A 17078-nucleotide genomic window follows, 5' to 3' on the forward strand; every position below is an offset into this window, starting at 1 on the left:
ACTCGGCGAGATACTTGCCGAGCGAGTGGTTCCGCACGCCATCACACCACACCCGCGGAGGCCCGACATTGTCCGCCCGCACCGCCACCTTCCTCGCCGCCTACGACGCCCTCCTGGCCCGCTGGCCCGCCCCGGTCGAGGCCCTCACCGTCCGCACCGACCACGGCACCACGCGGATCAACGCCTGCGGCCCCCGGGACGGTCGGCCGCTCGTCCTCCTCCACGGCGGCGGCGCCACCTCCACCATGTGGTTCGCCAACGCGGCCGCCCTGGCCCAAGCCGGGCACCGCGTCCTCGCCGTCGACCTCATCGGCGACCCCGGGCGCAGCGTCCACGACGGCGCCGCACTCGACGGCGTCCCCGGACTCCTCGGCTGGCTGGACGCCGTGCTCGACCGACTCGACGTCCCCGAGGCCGACCTCTGCGGCCACTCTTACGGCGGCTGGATCGCCCTGGAGTACGCCCTGCACGCCCCCGCGCGGGTCGGCCGGCTCACCCTGCTCGACCCCAGCCTGTGCTTCGCCGGTTTCCGCCCCGGCTACCTGCTGCACGCCGTCCCCCTCTTCCTCCCCGGCCGCACCCCGGACCGCGCCCGCTCCTTCCTCGACTGGGAGACCGGCGGCGGTGCCCACCTCGACCCCGACTGGCGCGAGGTCTACGCCCTCGGCTACGCCGACTTCCCGGCCTCCCGGGTCGTCACCGGCCCCCGCCCCACCCCCGCCCGCCTCGGCGCCCTCACCACCCCGGTCCTCACCCTCCTCGCCGCCCGGAGCCGCACCCACCACTCGGCCCGCGTCGCCGAGACGGGCCGCCGCGCCCTCCCGTCGGCGGAGGTCGCCGTCCTCCCGGACGCCACCCACCACAACCTGCCGATGGCCGCCGCCACCGAGGTCAACCGACGCCTCGTCGACTTCCTCTCCAGGGGCTGACGACCGACTGCTGCCCGCCGGCACCCACCGCACCCTCCCGTCGTCGGCAGCAGCAGCGGGAGCGCCGACCGTGCGCGGCCCGGCACCGGACACCCGGATGCGCTGCCGGCTCCGGGCCGGAGCCTCCGGTCGGCTGCCCCCGGTCGACGGCGCCCCGTCGGCCTGCCCCTCACCGAGCGGGCACCGGCGCGGGCCGGTTGAAGGTGCTGAAAGTGCGTCACGACCGCCCCGAGCTCGCCTGGGGCGGTCGGGGCGTGGAGGCCGGGGCCGGCGCTTCGCCGGTTCCGCGCCACCCGACTGGACACCATCGAGCGCTGAGTGCTGCGCCACCAACCGGACCGGCTGGTGGCCGGTGCGACGAGGCCGTGGGATGTGACGGCGGGGGTCTGGCGTCGCCGCCACCCGGGCCGTACCGCGGCCGAACGGACGACGCCGTGGCCGCCGTCGGCCGCGCGTAGCGCGTCAGCATGCACGGCCGCCGAGCGGCCCGAGGCCTACCGGGCCGGGGAGGAGACGCTGCGCTCGACGGCGGACCGGCGCAGCCGCACCCCGTTCCCTACCTGGTGGACAGCCCCCGGTGGGCGAGCCCCGGAGGAGAGCCCTACCACGCACGCCACAGCGGGCCGCTCCGGGCGGGGACGGCCGTGGACCGTACGACCGCGCCGCCCGGACCGTGACCGCCGTCGCCGCCAGTAGCTGCCCGCCGTGGCCACCGTCAGTAGATCAGGTACCCCGGACGGTGGCCTTCGTCGTCGATCTCCCCGGTGGCCTGCGCCCGCAGCTTGCGGGACAGTTCCTCCAGGGCGCGGGAGGCCGCGACCTCCTCGCCGATCCTGGCGAGCGGACGGTCGTCGGCGCTCTTCACGGCCTCGCCGTGCGCGCTCAGACCCGGCGCCCTCGCGCCCGTCAGCCTGGCGTCGCACGCCGTGTGCACGCCGTCCTCGTCGAATGTCAGCTCCACGTCCCACTGGTTGTGCATGCCACACCTCCTGGCGCCGGCCCCCGTCGCGCCTGTCCTGAGCGGCACGGACGGTGACCCGTGGCGGCCGCTCACACCAGCGTGCGCCTGCCCCGCCCGTAGCGGCAAGCGCGGCGGACGGCACCGGGCACGGCAGTACCGGCACGCGCCGTGGCACCGCCCGGCCGGCAGCCCGGCCGCCCGCAGCGGCTCGGCTGCCGGCCCGGCGGGCGTTCGGGGCGGCGCCCGCGCGTCGTGTCCGATCGGCCCGGCCGACGCCCCGGCGGTACGCTGACGGAAGCGGGCCGCGACCGCGTATCCACCTCGAACCCGTCGGCGCGGCGCGGGCAGCGACAACCTGGTGGTCCCCCTGTGGCGGTCTTCCTTCTCGCCCTCAGCGCGGCCTGTTGTCTGGGTCTCGGTTTCGTCCTCCAGCAGCACGCGGCGCAGCGGGCCCCCCGTGCCGACCTCCTGCGGTGGCGGCTGCTGCTCGACCTGATGCGGATGCCCCAATGGCTGCTCGGCACCGGATTCATGGTCAGCGGGCTGATCCTCTCCGCGCTCGCACTCAACCAGGGCGAGGTCTCCCTGGTCGAACCGCTGCTGGCCACCAATCTGCTGTTCGCCATGGCGCTCGCCCGGATGCTGACCGGTCAGACCCTGGGCCGCTCGGGCTGGGCCGGGGTGTTGCTGCTCGGACTCGGGGTGACGGCCTTCATCGTGGCCGGGAAGCCGACGGGCGGTGGGGCGCCCGCCGGGGAGCTGCGGCACTGGCTGGTGGTCGGCACGGTGGTCGGACTGGTCGTGCTGTTGGTGTCGATGGCCCGGCGGCTGCCGCTGTTCGAGGAGGCGACGCTGCTGGCACTCGCGGCCGGACTGCTGTACGGCCTCCAGGACGCGCTCACCCGGACCACCACCCAACGCCTCGACCACGAGGGGCTGTCGGCCGTGCTGCGCAGCTGGCAGCCGTACGCGGTGGTCGTGGCGGGCGTGGTCGGCCTGCTGCTCGTGCAGAGCGCCTTCGAGGCCGCGCCGCTGCGGATGTCGCTGCCGGCGCTGACCGCCGCCCAGCCGCTGGCCGGGATCGCCTGCGCGGTCGGCTTCCTCGGCGACCGGCTGCGGACCACTCCGAGCGCGCTGGCCTGGCAGTCGGCCGGGATGCTCGCGATCGTCGTCGGGGTGATCGTGATCGGCCGACACCCGGCGATGCCCGGTACCGTCCGCGACACCTTGGAGAGCATCGGGGCGGCCCCTGAGACCGGTGCGGAGGCCGACGCGGGGAACGGCGCGGAGGCCGACGCGGGGGGCGGTTCGGCGAACGGTACGGGCGGGCCTTCCGAGGGCCGGTCGGCGGACGGACCCGACGGCCGGTCCGAGGACGGCACCGGATCCCACGGCGGCCCCGACGACGGACACGGGAAGTCCGGCTAGAGGCCTCGATGTGCTGGAGCGCGCAGGCGGACGCCGTGGCCGGTGGGGTGGTCGCGGCGGCCGGGGTGGCGTGTCTGGTCCGCGCCCATCGGGCGGGCCACCCGGAGCGGTTACTGCTCGCCGCGCTTCCTCTGGTGCTGGGTCTGCACCAGCTGATCGAGGCGCTGGTCTGGCTGGGTACGGACGGTGAGCTGTCGCCGGCCCTCGCCGGAGCGGCCCGGACCGCCTGGGCGGTGATCGCCCTTCCGCTGTTGCCCGTGCTCGTCCCGGCCGGGGTGTGGTGCGCGACCACCGGACCCCGTCGGCGCGTGCTCACGGCGCTCACCCTGCTGGGCGCGGCCGTCGCCGTCCCGCTCGCCGTTGCTGTCGCCTCCCACCCGGTGGCGGCCACCGCGCACGGCCACACCCTCGTCTACGCCGTCGGCATCCCGCACCCGGCCGTCCTCCTGACCGGCTATCTCCTGGCCACGGTCGGTTCCCTCCTCGCGAGCGGCGACCGGCTGCTGCGCCGCCTCGGCCTCGTCACCGCTGTGGGGGCCCTGGTCTGTGCCCTGTTCTGGCGGCTCGCCTTCATCTCCACCTGGTGCGCCCTCGCCGCCCTGGCGGGTGTCCTGCTGTTCCAGTGGGCGGGCCACTCGCCGGTCGCGGAGGGCGCCGATCGGATCGCCCGACCGGTCCGGTGAAACGGCGCCGCGAACAGCCCCCCGAACGGCTCCCCGAATCGGCCCCGCGAATCCGCCCCGCCAACGGCCCGGTGAACCGCGCCTACGAGTGCGTCGGGACCGGCTCCCACCTGTCGTCCGCCACCTGCGTGCTCCCGGTGGCTTCGCCGCCCGAGCCTGCCGAGTGGCCCCGGAGCTTGTCCATCTCTCGCCACTCGGGCCGCAGTCCGGCCAGAGTCGTGGTGGCGAAGTAGAGGGCGCCCGCTCCGAGCAGGCTGGGTATCAGGCCGACCAGGGCCACCGCCGCACCGGCGACGAGGCCGCCGAGGGGAATCCCGGCCCAGGCGAGGGAGTCACCGAGGGCGTGGACACGGCCCAGCAGGTGGCGGGGCACCCGCTCGAAGAGCACCGCGCCGAGTATCGGGTTGAGGAAGCCGGAGCCGAAACCACCGATCGCGAAGACGGTCAGCACCACCCACATGGGCGCGCCCATGGCGAGCACCACGAACCGGGGCGCGCCGCACAGCAGGAAGCCGACGAAGAAGACCGTCCGACGGGGCAGGCGGGAGGCGACGGCCGCCGCGATCAGGCTGCCGACGACGGCCGTGGCGCCCATGGCTCCGGTGGTCAGACCGATGGCGGCCGGTCCGTTTCCGGACTCCCGCGCCCAGACCGGGACGAGGACGGTGATGAAGCCCGCGTCGAGGAGGTTGGTGATGCCGACCATCACGGTCACGGCGAGCAGCAGCGGCTCGGACCGCAGGAAGGCGAAGCCCTCGCGGAACATCCGCCAGTAGCCGGTGCCCTGCTCGCCCTCCCCCGCCGACCCGGGCGACCCCGTGGCCGCGCCCGGGAGGGCCGGGCGCCCCATACCGCGCGGCAGCGCGAGGGCGATGATCAGCGACCCGAGGGCGAAGGTGGCCGCGTTGACCGCCAGCCCGGCCAGCGGGCCCATCAGCGCGACCAGCCCGCCGCCCGCCGCCGGACCGATCGTGGAGGCCAGCCGCTCGGTGACGCCGGACAGCCCGGTGGCGCGCTCCATGGGCACCCGGGCGCGGTCGGCCGCCTCCGGGACCATGACCGACTTGGCCAAGTCCCCCGGGCCGCGCATCGCGCCGATCACCGCGACCATCACCAGCAGCACCCAGAAGGGGAGCAACCCCTGCGCGTGCAGCAGCGGGACCAGCCCGGCCGCGGTGGCGCTCAGCGCGTCCGTCGTCCAGGACACCACCCGCGGCCCGAGCCGGTCGACCACCGGCCCGGTCAGTGCCTTGACCAGCACGTACGGCGCCATCTCGGCGAAGGCGACCAGGCCCGTCATGGTGGCGCTGCCGGTGGTGGCCAGGACGAACCAGGGCAGGGCGATGGCCGAGACGCGCGTGCCCGTCACGGAGACGGCCGTGGCGGTCAGCACCCCGACCAGCGGCCGGAAGCTGCGCGCGGGCGGGTCGACGGTGCCGGCGGTGCCGACGTCGACGGTGGTGCTGGTCATGCGGATTCCCCCTCGGTGGTGGTGCCGCTCGGATCCGGCAGGACGTGGACGATCACGGAGACCTGCTCGCTGCCCTCCGGGAAGGGCCCCTCGGCGTCGATCCGGCGGTAGCGCCCGATCACCTCGGACAGCTCGCCGGTCAGCTGTTCCGCCTCGACGGGAGTGAGCTGCAGGATCAGGTCACTGAGATCCGTCACCCGGCGCCACTCGCGCGGCATGGTCTCGAAGGCGTCCAGCGCGCGCTGGCCGGTCAGGCTGTGCACCGCCAGGACGGACCGCAGGAAGGCGACGGCCGTGTCGGGCTCCTCGTCCGCCATGTCGTCCCCCGTCCAGAGCGTGAGCCGGTGGGCCGAACGCCACCAGCGCTCACGGGCGTTGCCGCGCTCACGGTCCTCCTCGACGAAGCCCGCGGCGGCGAGCTGGCGCAGGTGGTAACTGGTGGCCCCGGAGTTGAGCCCCAGCTGTGCGGCGAGCCTCGTCGCCGTGGACGGGCCCTGCTTGCGCAGCAGCCCGACCAGCTGCATGCGCACCGGGTGCGCCATCGCCTTCATGCCCCTGGCGGTGATGGCGATGTGCGGGTCGTCGCTGTGCTTCCAGCCGCTGTCCTCGGTCATGGCAGGAGCCTAGAACCACAAAGGATCCTTTGCAAAGGGTTTTCTGCGAAGAGTTCTTTGCGGTCGGCCCCGAGCCTCCGGCGGATCCCGGAAGGGCCTGGTCACCGGGGGCCGCCCCGCCGCTCGGCGGGTGCCCCACCGGCCGCTCGGCGGGGGCGCGGGCCGGGTTCGCGTCCCGGGGCGGGATTGTCACCCGGGCGGGCGGGGCGCAGGCTGGCAGGAGGGCCGGGGAAGCGGCCCGCCCCGGTCGGCCGCGGAACCGATGACGGCCGCCGGTGAGGCACGAGGGGCAGGGCGATGGCACACGGGAGGCTGTGGGGCTACGTCGCGTCGGGAGCCCGGGCGCTCGCCGCGTTCGGCGGCGCGTCCGGCGCGGGCGGCGCCGGACGCAGGAGCGCCGTCGGACGCGCGGGCGGCCCGGTCGCCGTCGAGGCCGAGGAGGGCCCCGGGCCGTTCCAGTCCGGCACCATGGCCGCGCCCAGGGCGCTCACCCGCGTGGAGCTGGAGCGGCTGCGGTGGACCGGCCGGCAGGCCGGGTGCGAGCCGACGGCCCGGCACGTCCAGGTGGCCGACGTGGTCCGCCGGGTGGTGCGCGGCGGCGGCCGCTCCGCGACCGTCACGGTCCGCATCGCACCCGGGCTGCCGGTGGTGGCCGGGGACGCCCGGCGCCTGGAGGCGGCCCTCGCAGGGCTGGTCGACCACGCGATCCGGCGCAGCCCCATGGGCGGCCGGGTGCTGGTCCGCGCCGAGGTGGCGGGCGGCGGGCGGCGTCCCGGCCCGACGGCCTCGACCCGCGACCGGGACCGGGACCGGGAGCACGACCCGGACCGCGAGCGCGGCCGGGGCCGGAACCGCGCTCGGGACGGCGCCCGTGACCGCGCCCGGGACGGCGGCCCGTACGGCGGCCCGTACGGCGGCGGGGGACGCGGCCGGGTGGAGATCCGGATCTCGGACCGGGGCACCCACGAGCCGCCCGGCGCCCGCGAGGGGCTGCTCGGGGGCGTTCGGCCCGGCGGCCCGGTGGGCCCGGCCCTGCACAGCCTGGTGCTTGCGGCGGGCGGCCGGCTCGCGGTCGAGTCCACCCCGGGCGGCGGACTGACCGTGGTCCTGCTGCTGACCGTCGCGCACGACTGACGGCGCTCCCGGCGCGACCGGCGCACCGGCCCCGACGGCCCCCGCGACGCCCTCCCCCGGGCGACGCACCACACCCGGCGAACCCGCCCCGCCGAACCTAGACTTGCCCCATGCCCCGGCTCAACGACCAGGTCAGGGAGCTGCTCCAGGAGTACGCCGACCTGATCAACATCACCGGCGGGGACGCCTTCCGGGCCCGCGCCTACGAGAAGGCCGCCCGAGCGGTCGGCGGCCACCCGGAGGACCTCGCGGGCCTGGATGTCAAGGCTCTGCAGCAGATCCCGGGCGTCGGCAAGTCCACCGCCGAGAAGATCGCCGAGTACCTCGACTCGGGCAGGATCACCGCCCTGGAGAACCTGCGCGCCGAGATCCCGGCCGGCGTGCGGGAGATGATGGCCGTCCCCAGCGTCGGCCCCAAGCGCGCGCTGGCCCTCTACCGCGACCTCGGCATCTCCTCGGTGGACGAACTCGCCGAGGCGGTCCGCGCCGACAAGCTGTCCGACCTGGCCGGCTTCGGCGAACGCAGCGGCGAGAAGATCCTGCACGGCATCGAGCTGATGCGGCAGTCCGGCGGCCGGACCCTGCTCGACACCGCCACCGAGCTGGCCGATCAGCTCGTCGCCGCACTCTCCGCCGTCCCCGGCTGCACCCGCTGCGCGTACGCGGGCTCGCTGCGCCGGATGCGCGAGACGGTGGGTGACATCGACGTGCTCGCGACCGCCGAGGACTCCGCCCCGCTGATGGCCGCGCTCACCGAACTCCCGTACGTGGCCGAGGTGATCGGGAGCGGGACGACCAAGACCTCGGTGCGCACCACCCAGGGCGTCCAGGTGGACCTGCGGGTCGTGCCGGAGGAGGACTGGGGCGCGGCGCTGGTCTACTTCACCGGCTCGAAGGCACACAACATCAAGCTGCGCACGATGGCCGTGCGGGCCGGGCTGAAGCTCTCCGAGTACGGGCTGTTCGAGGTGGACGGCGGCGCCAAGGTGGTCTCGGAGACCGAGGACGAGGTGTACGCGGCGCTCGGCCTGCCGTGGATCGCCCCGACGCTGCGCGAGGACCGGGGCGAGATCGAGGCCGCCCTGAACGGTGAACTCCCCGACCTGGTCCAGGAGTCCGACCTGCGCGGCGACCTGCACACGCACACCGACCTGACCGACGGGCTGGCCACCCTGGAGGAGATGGTCGACACCGCCGCCGCCCGCGGCTACTCCTACTTCGCCGTCACCGACCACGCGCCGAACCTGGTCATGCAGCGGATGACCGACGAGAAGATGCTCGCCCAGCGCGAGCAGGTGCGCCGACTGGCCGACCGGCACAAGAAGTTGAGGCTGCTGCACGGCACCGAGCTGAACATCGACCCGGACGGCGGGGTGGACTGGCCGCCGGAGTTCCTGGCCGGCTTCGACGTCTGCGTGGCCTCCGTGCACTCGCACTTCACCCTCGACCGCGCCGCCCAGACCCGTCGGCTGATCCGGGCCTGCGAGAACCCGTACGTGCACGTCATCGGCCACCTCACCACCCGGCGGATCGGCAGCCGCGGCCCGATCGACGTCGACCTGGACGCGGTGTTCGAGGCCGCCGCGCGCACCGGCACCGCGATCGAGATCAACAGCTCCCCGCAGCGGCTCGACCTCCGGGACGAGGACATCCTGCGGGCCAGGCGGCACGGCGTCCGGTTCAGCATCGACAGCGACGCCCACGCCACCCCGCACCTGGCCTACCCGCGGTTCGGCATCGGCACGGCGCAGCGCGGCTGGCTCACCGCCGAGGACGTGGTCAACACCTGGACGTGGCAACGGTTGAAGCACTTCCTCCGCAAGGACGCGCTGCGCTGACACCGTCGACGACGCCCACCCGGCCGGCACCCGCCCGGCCTCGAACGCCCCGCCGACACCCCCCCCACCGTCGAGCGCCCCGGGGAACCCCGGGCGGCCCCGGAAGCACCGGAGCCGCCCGGAGGCCCGCCCACCGTCACCCCTCGCCGCAGGAGGCCCCCGGTGACGCCAGCACCCGGGCCGCGCTGCGGTGCCCGAGCCCGGCCGCGTGCCGCAGGTCCCCGGTCTCCAGGAACCCGGCCAGGAACCCCGCCGCGAAGGCGTCCCCGGCGCCGGTGAGGTCGCGCACCACCGCCACCGGCGGTACCGGCACCGTGAACAGCCCCTCGCCCGGCACGTCGACGGTGGTCGGTGCGGGGCCCGCCTTGGTGATGACCGTGGTCTCCGCCAACCGGGACCGGTCGGGCCCGGGCAGTCCCTCCACCAGCAGGCCGAGGAAGGCGGACTCCGAGCGGTCGGCGAACACGAAGGTGGGCGCCGACTCGGCCAGCAGGGTGAGGAACCGCTCCCGTCCGAACCGCTCCAGCATGCCGGTCGAGGAGGCGTCCACCGAGGTGGTGCCGCCCGCCTGCCGGACCCGTGCGAGGGCGTCCACCGCCGTGGCGCCGACCGGCTCGCCGTCGAAGGAGTAGGCCGGCACGTGCAGGTGGGTCAGACCGGCCAGCCACTCGTCCGGGACGCGCTCCAGCAGCGTGGCGGCGCCCCGGTCGGGCAGCATGGTCCGCTCGCCGTCCCGGTCGATCAGCACCACGACGGTGCCGGTCCGGCCGCGCCGGGACACCCGTACGTCGACGCCGTGGCCGCGCAGTTCGGCGACCACGGCGTCGCCGACCGCGTCCTCGCCGACGCAGCCGAGGAAGCGCGCCGGGCACTGCCCGGCGGCGAAGCGGGCGACGTTGGCCGCGCTGCCTCCGCGCCGCCGGAAGACCCGGGCGCCGGAGTCGGTGCCGTGCCGCAGCGGGCCGTCGACCCACACCACGACGTCCTCGACGAGGTCGCCGAGCACCCCCAGCACGGCTCAGGCCCCGGTCTGCGCGGCCGGAGCGGTCGGGGCGCCCGGCGCCTCCGACTCCCCCGAAGCAGCCAAGGTGGCAGAGAGGGCAGAGGCGGCCAGGGCGGTGGCGATCTCGCCGCCCAGCCTGACGTTGCCCCGGTACACCTCGACGTTGACCTCCAGGCTGCGGCCGCCGGTGTCGCGCCGGATCTGGTCCAGCAGGAAGGGGGTGGAGGCGTTGCCGGTGATGCCCAGGCGGTCGGCCTCGGCCCGGGCGCGGGCCAGGATGCCGTCCAGCTCCTCCGGCGGCAACTGCTTGGCCGGGTCGACCGGGTTGGCGATCAGGACGGCCTGCGGCAGGCCGAGCCGGTCGCGGGCGTCGATGACCTTCGCGGCCTCCTCGGGCGATCCGACGCTGAAGTTGACCTCGTGGCCGGAGTCGGTGACGTAGAAGCCGGGGTACTTGCGGGTGCGGTAGCCGATGACCGGGATGTTGAGGGTCTCGAAGCGCTCCAGGGTGGCCCGGATGTCGAGGATCGACTTCACTCCGGCGCTGACCACGGTGACCGGGGTGGCGGCCAGGGTGGTGAGGTCGGCCGACTCGTCGAAGCTCTCGGAGGCGCCGAAGTGGACGCCGCCGAGACCGCCGGTGGAGAAGACCCGGATGCCGGCGCGGTGGGCGAGGAAGGCGGTGGCGGCGACGGTGGTGCCGCCGTGCCGGCCGAGCGCGGTGACCACCGGGAGGTCGCGCAGGCTGACCTTGTCCAGGCCGTCGGCGGCCGAGAGTTCGGTGATCTGGTCGGTGCTCAGGCCGACCGTCGGAACCCCGGCGTGCACCCCGACGGTCGCCGGGACGACTCCCGCCTCCCGCAGCTGCCGTTCCGCCTCCAGGGCGACGGCCAGGTTGCGGGGGCGCGGCAGGCCGTGCGTGAAGATGGTCGACTCCAGGGCGACCACGGGCCGGCCGTCGGCGAGGGCCCTCGCCACCTCCCCGGCGACGTGGACGGCGGGGGTGCTGGGCGGAAGTCCGGTCATGATGCGCACTCTCTGTGAGATGCCGCCGCGGTGGGGCGGCACGGTTTTCGGCGTACGGACGGGCACCACCCCGTCCACCACCCTTGGCCCTACCCCGTCCGCCGCCCTTGACGCTGGCATGCCACCGCCGGAAGGATGCCGGATCATCCCTCCGGCCCGCGGCAGCGCCACGGGCCGCCCGACCCCGGGGATCCGCCTTGGCCCTGCGCCCGCTGCTCCGCCGCGCCGCCGGCTTACTCGGTGCCGCCGTGCTCACCCTCGCCGGCACCCTCACCGCCGCCGGCCCCGCCCACGCCGACTTCGGCACCGACTACCACGACCCGGTCACCGCCACCAAGCCCCTCACCCGGCCCGGCACCCGCTCCTGCACCGTCGAGGCGATGCACCAACGCGAGTTCCGCAACGGCTACGGCAACCCGCCCGACACCCCGTACACCACCACCCTCACCCCGCCCGCCGACTGCGCGGGCCCGTGGTCGGCGGTGGTGCTGGACCTCCACGGGCAGGTCGCGGGGCGGCAGTTCGACCGGATCTTCAGCGTCCGCGTCGGCGGCGTCCAGGTGATGCTCTCCTCCACCCCGGAGCCGTCCAAGGACGGCATCGAGTGGAACGTCGAACACGACGTCACCCGCTACGCCCCGCTGTTCGCCGCCGGTCCGCAGGAGTTCGACTTCGACCTCGCCAACGTCACCGACGCCACCTACACCGGTGTCTTCACGATCAGCGCGAGCCTGACCTTCTACACCGCGGACAACCACTGGCCGGCCGCCCGCAGCGCCGACCGACTGCTCACCACCGGCCCCTTCGCGCTCACCCGGGCCGCCCCCGCCGCCGGGCGCGAACTCGCCTTCCCGCAGAACCTGGAGCGCCTCACCGCCGAGGTCTACACCCGGGGCGGCGGCGCCTGCGAGGAGTTCGCGTACGCCTCCGCGCCCGACGCCTTCGTCGCCGCCAACCCGGGCCTCGGCCTCTGCGGCAAGGGCCCGTTCCGCGAACTGCGGCTCACCGTGGACGGCCGGGTGGCCGGCGCGGTCTGGCCGTACCCGGTGATCTACACCGGCGGCTGGGACCCGCTGCTCTGGCGGCCCGTCCCCGGCGTCTTCGCCTTCGACCTGCCCGCCTACCGGCTCGACCTGACGCCGTACGTGGGTCTGCTGCTCGACGGCCGCCCGCACACCGTCGGCGTCACGGTGAACGCGGCCGAGGCGCAGAGCAACGACGTCTGGACCGGCCAGGTCAACCTCTTCGCCGAGGTCGACCACGGCGCCGCCCGCACCAGCGGGCAGCTCACCGACTACCGGGTCGCCCCGGAGGCCGGCGCCGGCACCGCGCTCGCCGACCACGGCGGCGGCAGCGGCGACTGGACGGTCACCGCCGCCCGGCACGACGTCGCCCGGGGCTGGGTGCAGACCTCGCACGGCCGGATCACCACCGAGGTCCGCGACGACCTGACCTTCCGCTCCGGCCAGCAACTGCGCGACAGCGGCAACGACGTGACCCTGCACAACGGCACCGACCTCACCCGCACCACCTCGACCTGGGGCGGCGGGCCGCACCGCACCACCACCGTCCACGAGGGCGAACCGCTGGACGTCACCTACAAGGTGAGCCACGACGCAGCGGGCAACACCGACCAGACCACCGCGATGGACCTCGGCTACCACCGCGAGGCCACCACGGCGACCGGCGGCCACGTCACCGAGCGCGCCACCGTCGACCACACCCTGCGCCCGACCGCCCGGCGTCACGACGGCGACCGCACCGTGCGCACCGGCAGCAGCACGGAGGACTACCGCAGCACCGGGCCCGAGGGGCCGTACCACCGGACGCTGAGCTTCGTGGACGGGTGGCCGCGGCCCTGAGCCACCCCGGTGACGGGCCTGAGCCACCCCGGTGATCGATTTGCGAAAATTGCCCGGATTCATGCCGTTCACCCCTGGTGCACACGGCGTGCGAGGCGCATGATGAGAGGTGGACCTGCGAGGTAGCTGAAGGAAGTTCGACCGCAGGAGGCAGTGGCGACAGATCGAGACGGATCAGGGTCTGCCGTTGTTCTACCTCGGTCGACGATCGAACTACCGGCCGGAGGACGTGACGTCCGGAGGCCACCCCCACCTCGTGGGTTCCGCGCGTCCACGGGACAATCCCCTCGGTCCCGTGGACGCGCTGTCCATGTCGCCCCTCGGCACTGTCCGGGCGGGCCACCGCACCCGCGCCCGGTCCGCTACGGCCGGTCCGGTACGGCGTAGCCCATCTCCCAGGCGTGGACGGCGATCCCGACCCGGTTCGCCACCCCGAGCTTGCGCTGGATGCTCGCGACGTGGGTCTTCACCGTGCCCGGCGAGATGAACAGTTCCGCGGCGATGTCCGCGTTGGTGCGGCCCGCCGCGACCTGCCCGGCGATCTCCACCTCCCGCTCGGTCAACGGCACCACGGCCGCGGGCCCCCGGCCCTTCGCCCGACGCTCCGGCCGGCGCGGCGCCGTCACGTGCTGCAGCAGCCGGACCGTGACCGACGGGCTGATCAGGCTCTCCCCGTCGGCCGCCGCCCGCACCGCCTCGGCCAGCAGCGACGGGCCGGAACGCTTCAGCAGGAACCCCGAAGCACCGTGCTGCAGCGCCGGGTAGACGTACTCGTCCAGGTCGAAGGTGGTCAGCACCACCACCCGCACCGGCTCGGCCACCCCCGGACCGGCCAGCCGGCGGGTCAGCTCCAGCCCGTCCATCCGCGGCATCCGGATGTCCACCAGCGCGACGTCCGGCCGCAGTTCGGCCGCCAGCTCCAGCGCGGCCAGCCCGTCCGCGGCCTCCCCCACCACCTCGATGTCCGGCTGGGCGTCCAGGAGGCGCCGCACACCGCGCCGCACGGCCTCCTGGTCGTCCGCGATCAGGGTGCGGATCACCCGCGGGCTCTCACCGTTCGCACGCGTCACGCCCAGCAGTCTGCCACGAGCCGTACCCCGCACCGGCCGACGGGAAAGTTCACGTGTCGGCCCCGGCGCGGTTCACCTCCGTGCGGTGAGCTGACCGCCATGATGAACGCTTCCAGTGGACGTCTCCCCGTCAGCCGGCGCGGACTCCTGGCCGGCGCCTCCGGTCTCGGCCTCGGCGGCGCCGTGTCCCTCTCCGGCCTCGCCGCCACCCCCGCCGCCGCTGCCCCGGCCGCCTCCGCCGACTCGCCGCTGCTGTGGCAGCGGCCCGGGCGCTCCGGTGCCCCGCGGGTGGCCGGTCTGCACCTCCAGTTCGGCTCGGACGCCTCGCGCGAGGTGGTGGTGTCCTGGCACACCACCAGGTCCGTCGCCAATCCCCGGGTGATGTACGGGACTTCGAACGGAGGCTTCGGCCACACCGTGCAGGCCGCGACCCGCACCTACCGGGACGCCGCCTCCGGCACCGAGGTCCAGGCGCACCACGCCCGGCTGACCGGCCTGCACCCCGACACCGACTACGTCTACGCCGCCGTCCACGACGGCACCACCCCCGAGCTCGGCACCGTCCGCACCGCCCCGCGCGGCCGCTCCGCCTTCACCTTCACCAGCTTCGGCGACCAGGGCACCCCCACCCTCGGCCGGAAGACCGCCAACGGCTACGTCAACGACAACCTCGGCAGCCCCGCCGCCGGCGACACCACCGCCGGGGTCGAGCGGATCGCCCCGCTGTTCCACCTGCTCAACGGCGACCTCTGCTACGCGAACATCGCCACCGACCGGATCCGCACCTGGTCCGACTGGTTCGAGAACAACACCCGCTCCGCCCGGCACCGCCCCTGGATGCCCGCGGCCGGCAACCACGAGAACGAGAAGGGCAACGGCCCGATCGGCTACGGCGCCTACCAGGCCTACTTCGACCTTCCCGGCTCCGGCTCGGACGAGGAACTGCGCGGCCTGTGGTACTCGTTCACCGCCGGCTCGGTGCGCGTCATCAGCCTCAACAACGACGACGTGGCCTACCAGGACGGCGGCAACTCCTACGTCCACGGCTACTCCGGCGGCGCCCAGCAGCGCTGGCTGGAGCGGGAGTTGGCGGCGGCGAACGCGGACCCGGGGATCGACTGGATCGTGGTCTGCATGCACCAGGTGGTGATCTCCACCGCCGACAAGTTCAACGGCGCCGACCTCGGCATCCGCGAGGCCTGGGTACCGCTGTTCGACAGGTACGGCGTGGATCTGGTGGTCTGCGGCCACGAGCACCACTACGAGCGCTCGCACCCGATCCGCGGCCAGCAGCCGACCGACACCCGCACCCCGGTCCCGGTCGCCACCGGCACCCGGACCATCGACACCACCAAGGGCACCGTCCACATGGTGATCGGCGGCGGCGGCACCTCGGCCCCGTCCAACCAGCTCTTCTTCGACCCGCCGAAGGCCCGGGTCATCACCGGCGTCGGCGCCGTCGACCCGGCCACCGGCAAGCGCCCGCCGGTGTACGTGATCGAGGACGCCCCGTGGTCCGCCTTCCGCGACGCCGACAACCCGTACGGCTTCGCGGCCTTCGACGTCGACCCGGGTGAGCGCGGCGGGCAGACCACCATCGATGTCACCTACTACTCCGTCAGCGGCCCGTACGGCGACCTCGTCCCCGTCGACCGCTTCACCCTGACCCGCCCGCGCGGGGCCCGCGGCGGCGGCCGGGATCGCTGACCCGCCGGCCTGCCGACAGGCCGACCCTCCGGTACGGCGCCCGGAGGGTCGGCATGCACCGCGGCGGCGCCGGCCCGCGTCACCGCCCCGGCAGGGTGCAGGCGACCCGCCAGCCCGCGGGCTCGACCGGGCCCGCGCTCAGCGAGCCGCCGTGCGCGGCAGCGCGGGCCGTGAGGCCGGCCAGTCCGGTCCCGCCGGAGCCGGGGCGGCGGCGCAGCAGCGGCGTGCGGGCGGGGCCCCCGTTGTCGGTGACGGTCACCCGGACGGCGCCGTCCGGCGCGGGGGCCGCCCGGACGGCGACCTCGGTGGCCTGCGGCGCGTGGCGGCGGATGTTGGTGAGGGCCTCCAGGACGACGGCGTAGGCGGTGGCCTGGGTCTCGGCGGGGAGCAGGTCGGCGGCGCCGGGGTCGAGGTCGGTGTCGGCGTGCAGACCGCCGGTCGCGCCGAAGCGGGTGACCAGTTCGGGGAGGTCGGCCAGGCCCAGGCGGCGCGTGGTCGCCCCGGCGGCCTGCTCGCTCCGCCCGTCCCGCCGGGCCGCCCCGTCCGCTTCGCTCCGACCGTCCCTCCCGCCCGGCGCGTCCGGGCCGCCGCCCTGCGGATCGCGCAGGGCCCCCACCATCTCGTCCATCGAGTCCAACGCCCGCAGTCCGGCCTCCTCCAGCCGGCGCAGCAGCGCGGCGGTCTCCGCCGTTTCCTGGCCCGGGAGTTGACCGGCCTGGGCCTCCAGCACGATGCCGGTGATCTCGTGGGCGACGAAGTCGTGCAGTCCCCGGGCCACTTCGAGCCGCTGCTCGCGCCGGGCCCCTACGACGGCCCGCTCCCGGCGGGCGTCCAGGACGCGCAGGTAGAGCGCCGCGCCCGCGACCGCGAGCGTCGGCAGCAGGGAGAACAGCACGCCGATCACCGGGCCGGCCGCACCGCCCTGGGGAGTCCGGAGGGCGAACCGCAGTGGCAGCAGGACGGCCGCGAGCCCGACCAGGCCGCCGACCGGCCCCGCCCACCGGTCGGGCAGCCGGCGAACGGCCCGGAACAGCAGCCCGAGCAGCGCCGTCCACTCGAAGGGGAGCCAGAACGCGGGCAGCCGGTACGGCCCCGAGTAGAGCAGGTCGAGCAGCAGCGAGACACCGGCCACCGCCGCGGCGGCCGGTGCGGGCGCGATCCGCCCGGCGGGCCACGGCAGCAGCGCCACCACCGCGGCGAGCGCGGCCGTCACGGCGAGCAGCGCGGCCGCGGGGGGGGGGGGGGGGGGGGGGGGGGGGGGGGGGGCGCCCCGGGGCGCCCGGGGGGCGTTCACTGATGCCGTATTCGCCCGTTCCCGTGACGGAACACGGGGTGCCGGTGTTGTCCGCGCC

13 protein-coding genes and 1 pseudogene are annotated in these 17078 nt (G+C 75.2%); 7 read left to right on the forward strand and 7 right to left on the reverse strand.

Annotated elements, in window-relative coordinates; all coding sequences use genetic code 11:
- Window positions 1–68: 68 nt before the first annotated feature.
- Window positions 69–929: an alpha/beta fold hydrolase gene (locus ACIRST_RS28410; protein ID WP_402805330.1), complete on the forward strand. Its 861-nt coding sequence runs from the start codon at window positions 69–71 to the stop codon at window positions 927–929.
- A gap of 715 nt (window positions 930–1644) precedes the next feature.
- Here the strand turns inward: ACIRST_RS28410 and ACIRST_RS28415 are convergent.
- Window positions 1645–1908 carry a dsRBD fold-containing protein gene (locus tag ACIRST_RS28415; protein ID WP_350524766.1) on the reverse strand — a complete coding sequence of 88 codons (264 nt, stop codon included), beginning with the start codon at window positions 1906–1908 and terminating at the stop codon, window positions 1645–1647.
- Between the two features lie 351 nt (window positions 1909–2259).
- Between ACIRST_RS28415 and ACIRST_RS28420 the strand changes: the two are divergent.
- Window positions 2260–3099: pseudogene (locus tag ACIRST_RS28420) on the forward strand (DMT family transporter); the annotation flags it as partial.
- A gap of 227 nt (window positions 3100–3326) precedes the next feature.
- Window positions 3327–4001 (forward strand): DUF6629 family protein, encoded by a 675-nt coding sequence (locus ACIRST_RS28425; protein WP_402805333.1) that lies wholly within the window; start codon window positions 3327–3329, stop codon window positions 3999–4001.
- 82 nt (window positions 4002–4083) lie between these two features.
- On the opposite strand, the gene ACIRST_RS28430 is transcribed toward ACIRST_RS28425, so the two are convergent.
- Entirely contained in the window at window positions 4084–5472 is a 1389-nt protein-coding gene (locus ACIRST_RS28430; RefSeq protein WP_402805336.1) for an MFS transporter, read from the reverse strand.
- The gene (locus ACIRST_RS28435; protein ID WP_402805339.1) at window positions 5469–6086 is read right to left on the reverse strand and encodes an ArsR/SmtB family transcription factor; all 618 of its coding nucleotides are present in this window, start codon (window positions 6084–6086) and stop codon (window positions 5469–5471) included. The genes ACIRST_RS28430 and ACIRST_RS28435 overlap by 4 nt, the downstream gene beginning before the upstream one ends.
- A gap of 297 nt (window positions 6087–6383) precedes the next feature.
- Here ACIRST_RS28435 and ACIRST_RS28440 point away from each other — a divergent pair, with 297 nt between their 5' ends.
- Both ACIRST_RS28440 and polX read left to right on the forward strand, forming a co-directional pair.
- Window positions 6384–7220, forward strand: coding sequence for a hypothetical protein (locus tag ACIRST_RS28440; RefSeq protein ID WP_402805342.1), 837 nt, complete (start codon window positions 6384–6386; stop codon window positions 7218–7220).
- 110 nt (window positions 7221–7330) lie between these two features.
- Window positions 7331–9058, forward strand: coding sequence for a DNA polymerase/3'-5' exonuclease PolX (gene polX / locus ACIRST_RS28445; RefSeq protein WP_402805344.1), 1728 nt, complete (start codon window positions 7331–7333; stop codon window positions 9056–9058).
- 136 nt (window positions 9059–9194) lie between these two features.
- Here the strand turns inward: polX and ACIRST_RS28450 are convergent, their stop codons facing one another.
- A complete protein-coding gene (locus ACIRST_RS28450; protein WP_350524772.1) occupies window positions 9195–10073 on the reverse strand; it encodes a PfkB family carbohydrate kinase in 879 nt (292 codons plus the stop codon).
- Window positions 10074–10076: 3 nt separating this feature from the next.
- Window positions 10077–11087: a pseudouridine-5'-phosphate glycosidase gene (locus tag ACIRST_RS28455; protein WP_350524773.1), complete on the reverse strand. Its 1011-nt coding sequence runs from the start codon at window positions 11085–11087 to the stop codon at window positions 10077–10079.
- A gap of 197 nt (window positions 11088–11284) precedes the next feature.
- On the opposite strand from ACIRST_RS28455, the gene ACIRST_RS28460 reads away from it, so the two are divergent.
- On the forward strand, window positions 11285–12949 hold the full coding sequence (locus ACIRST_RS28460) for a peptide-N4-asparagine amidase (protein ID WP_402805348.1): 1665 nt from the start codon (window positions 11285–11287) through the stop codon (window positions 12947–12949).
- Window positions 12950–13311: 362 nt separating this feature from the next.
- On the opposite strand, the gene ACIRST_RS28465 is transcribed toward ACIRST_RS28460, so the two are convergent.
- Window positions 13312–14019 carry a response regulator transcription factor gene (locus tag ACIRST_RS28465; RefSeq protein ID WP_350524775.1) on the reverse strand — a complete coding sequence of 236 codons (708 nt, stop codon included), beginning with the start codon at window positions 14017–14019 and terminating at the stop codon, window positions 13312–13314.
- Between the two features lie 99 nt (window positions 14020–14118).
- On the opposite strand from ACIRST_RS28465, the gene ACIRST_RS28470 reads away from it, so the two are divergent.
- A complete protein-coding gene (locus ACIRST_RS28470; RefSeq protein WP_402805351.1) occupies window positions 14119–15726 on the forward strand; it encodes a purple acid phosphatase family protein in 1608 nt (535 codons plus the stop codon).
- Between the two features lie 79 nt (window positions 15727–15805).
- On the opposite strand, the gene ACIRST_RS28475 is transcribed toward ACIRST_RS28470, so the two are convergent.
- Window positions 15806–16939 carry a sensor histidine kinase gene (locus ACIRST_RS28475; RefSeq protein WP_402805354.1) on the reverse strand — a complete coding sequence of 378 codons (1134 nt, stop codon included), beginning with the start codon at window positions 16937–16939 and terminating at the stop codon, window positions 15806–15808.
- Window positions 16940–17078: the final 139 nt, after the last annotated feature.

Origin of the sequence: Kitasatospora sp. NPDC101447 (assembly GCF_044767225.1) — a bacterium.
Classification (GTDB): Bacteria; Actinomycetota; Actinomycetes; order Streptomycetales; family Streptomycetaceae; genus Kitasatospora.

Bases quoted from the DNA above. Each gene is read 5' to 3' on its own strand.
- ACIRST_RS28415 (WP_350524766.1), bottom strand. From the start codon at position 1,908: ATGCACAACCAGTGGGACGTGGAGCTGACATTCGACGAGGACGGCGTG.
- ACIRST_RS28425 (WP_402805333.1), top strand. From the start codon at position 3,327: ATGTGCTGGAGCGCGCAGGCGGACGCCGTGGCCGGTGGGGTGGTCGCG.
- ACIRST_RS28430 (WP_402805336.1), bottom strand. From the start codon at position 5,472: ATGACCAGCACCACCGTCGACGTCGGCACCGCCGGCACCGTCGACCCG.
- ACIRST_RS28435 (WP_402805339.1), bottom strand. From the start codon at position 6,086: ATGACCGAGGACAGCGGCTGGAAGCACAGCGACGACCCGCACATCGCC.
- ACIRST_RS28440 (WP_402805342.1), top strand. From the start codon at position 6,384: ATGGCACACGGGAGGCTGTGGGGCTACGTCGCGTCGGGAGCCCGGGCG.
- polX (WP_402805344.1), top strand. From the start codon at position 7,331: ATGCCCCGGCTCAACGACCAGGTCAGGGAGCTGCTCCAGGAGTACGCC.
- ACIRST_RS28455 (WP_350524773.1), bottom strand. From the start codon at position 11,087: ATGACCGGACTTCCGCCCAGCACCCCCGCCGTCCACGTCGCCGGGGAG.
- ACIRST_RS28470 (WP_402805351.1), top strand. From the start codon at position 14,119: ATGATGAACGCTTCCAGTGGACGTCTCCCCGTCAGCCGGCGCGGACTC.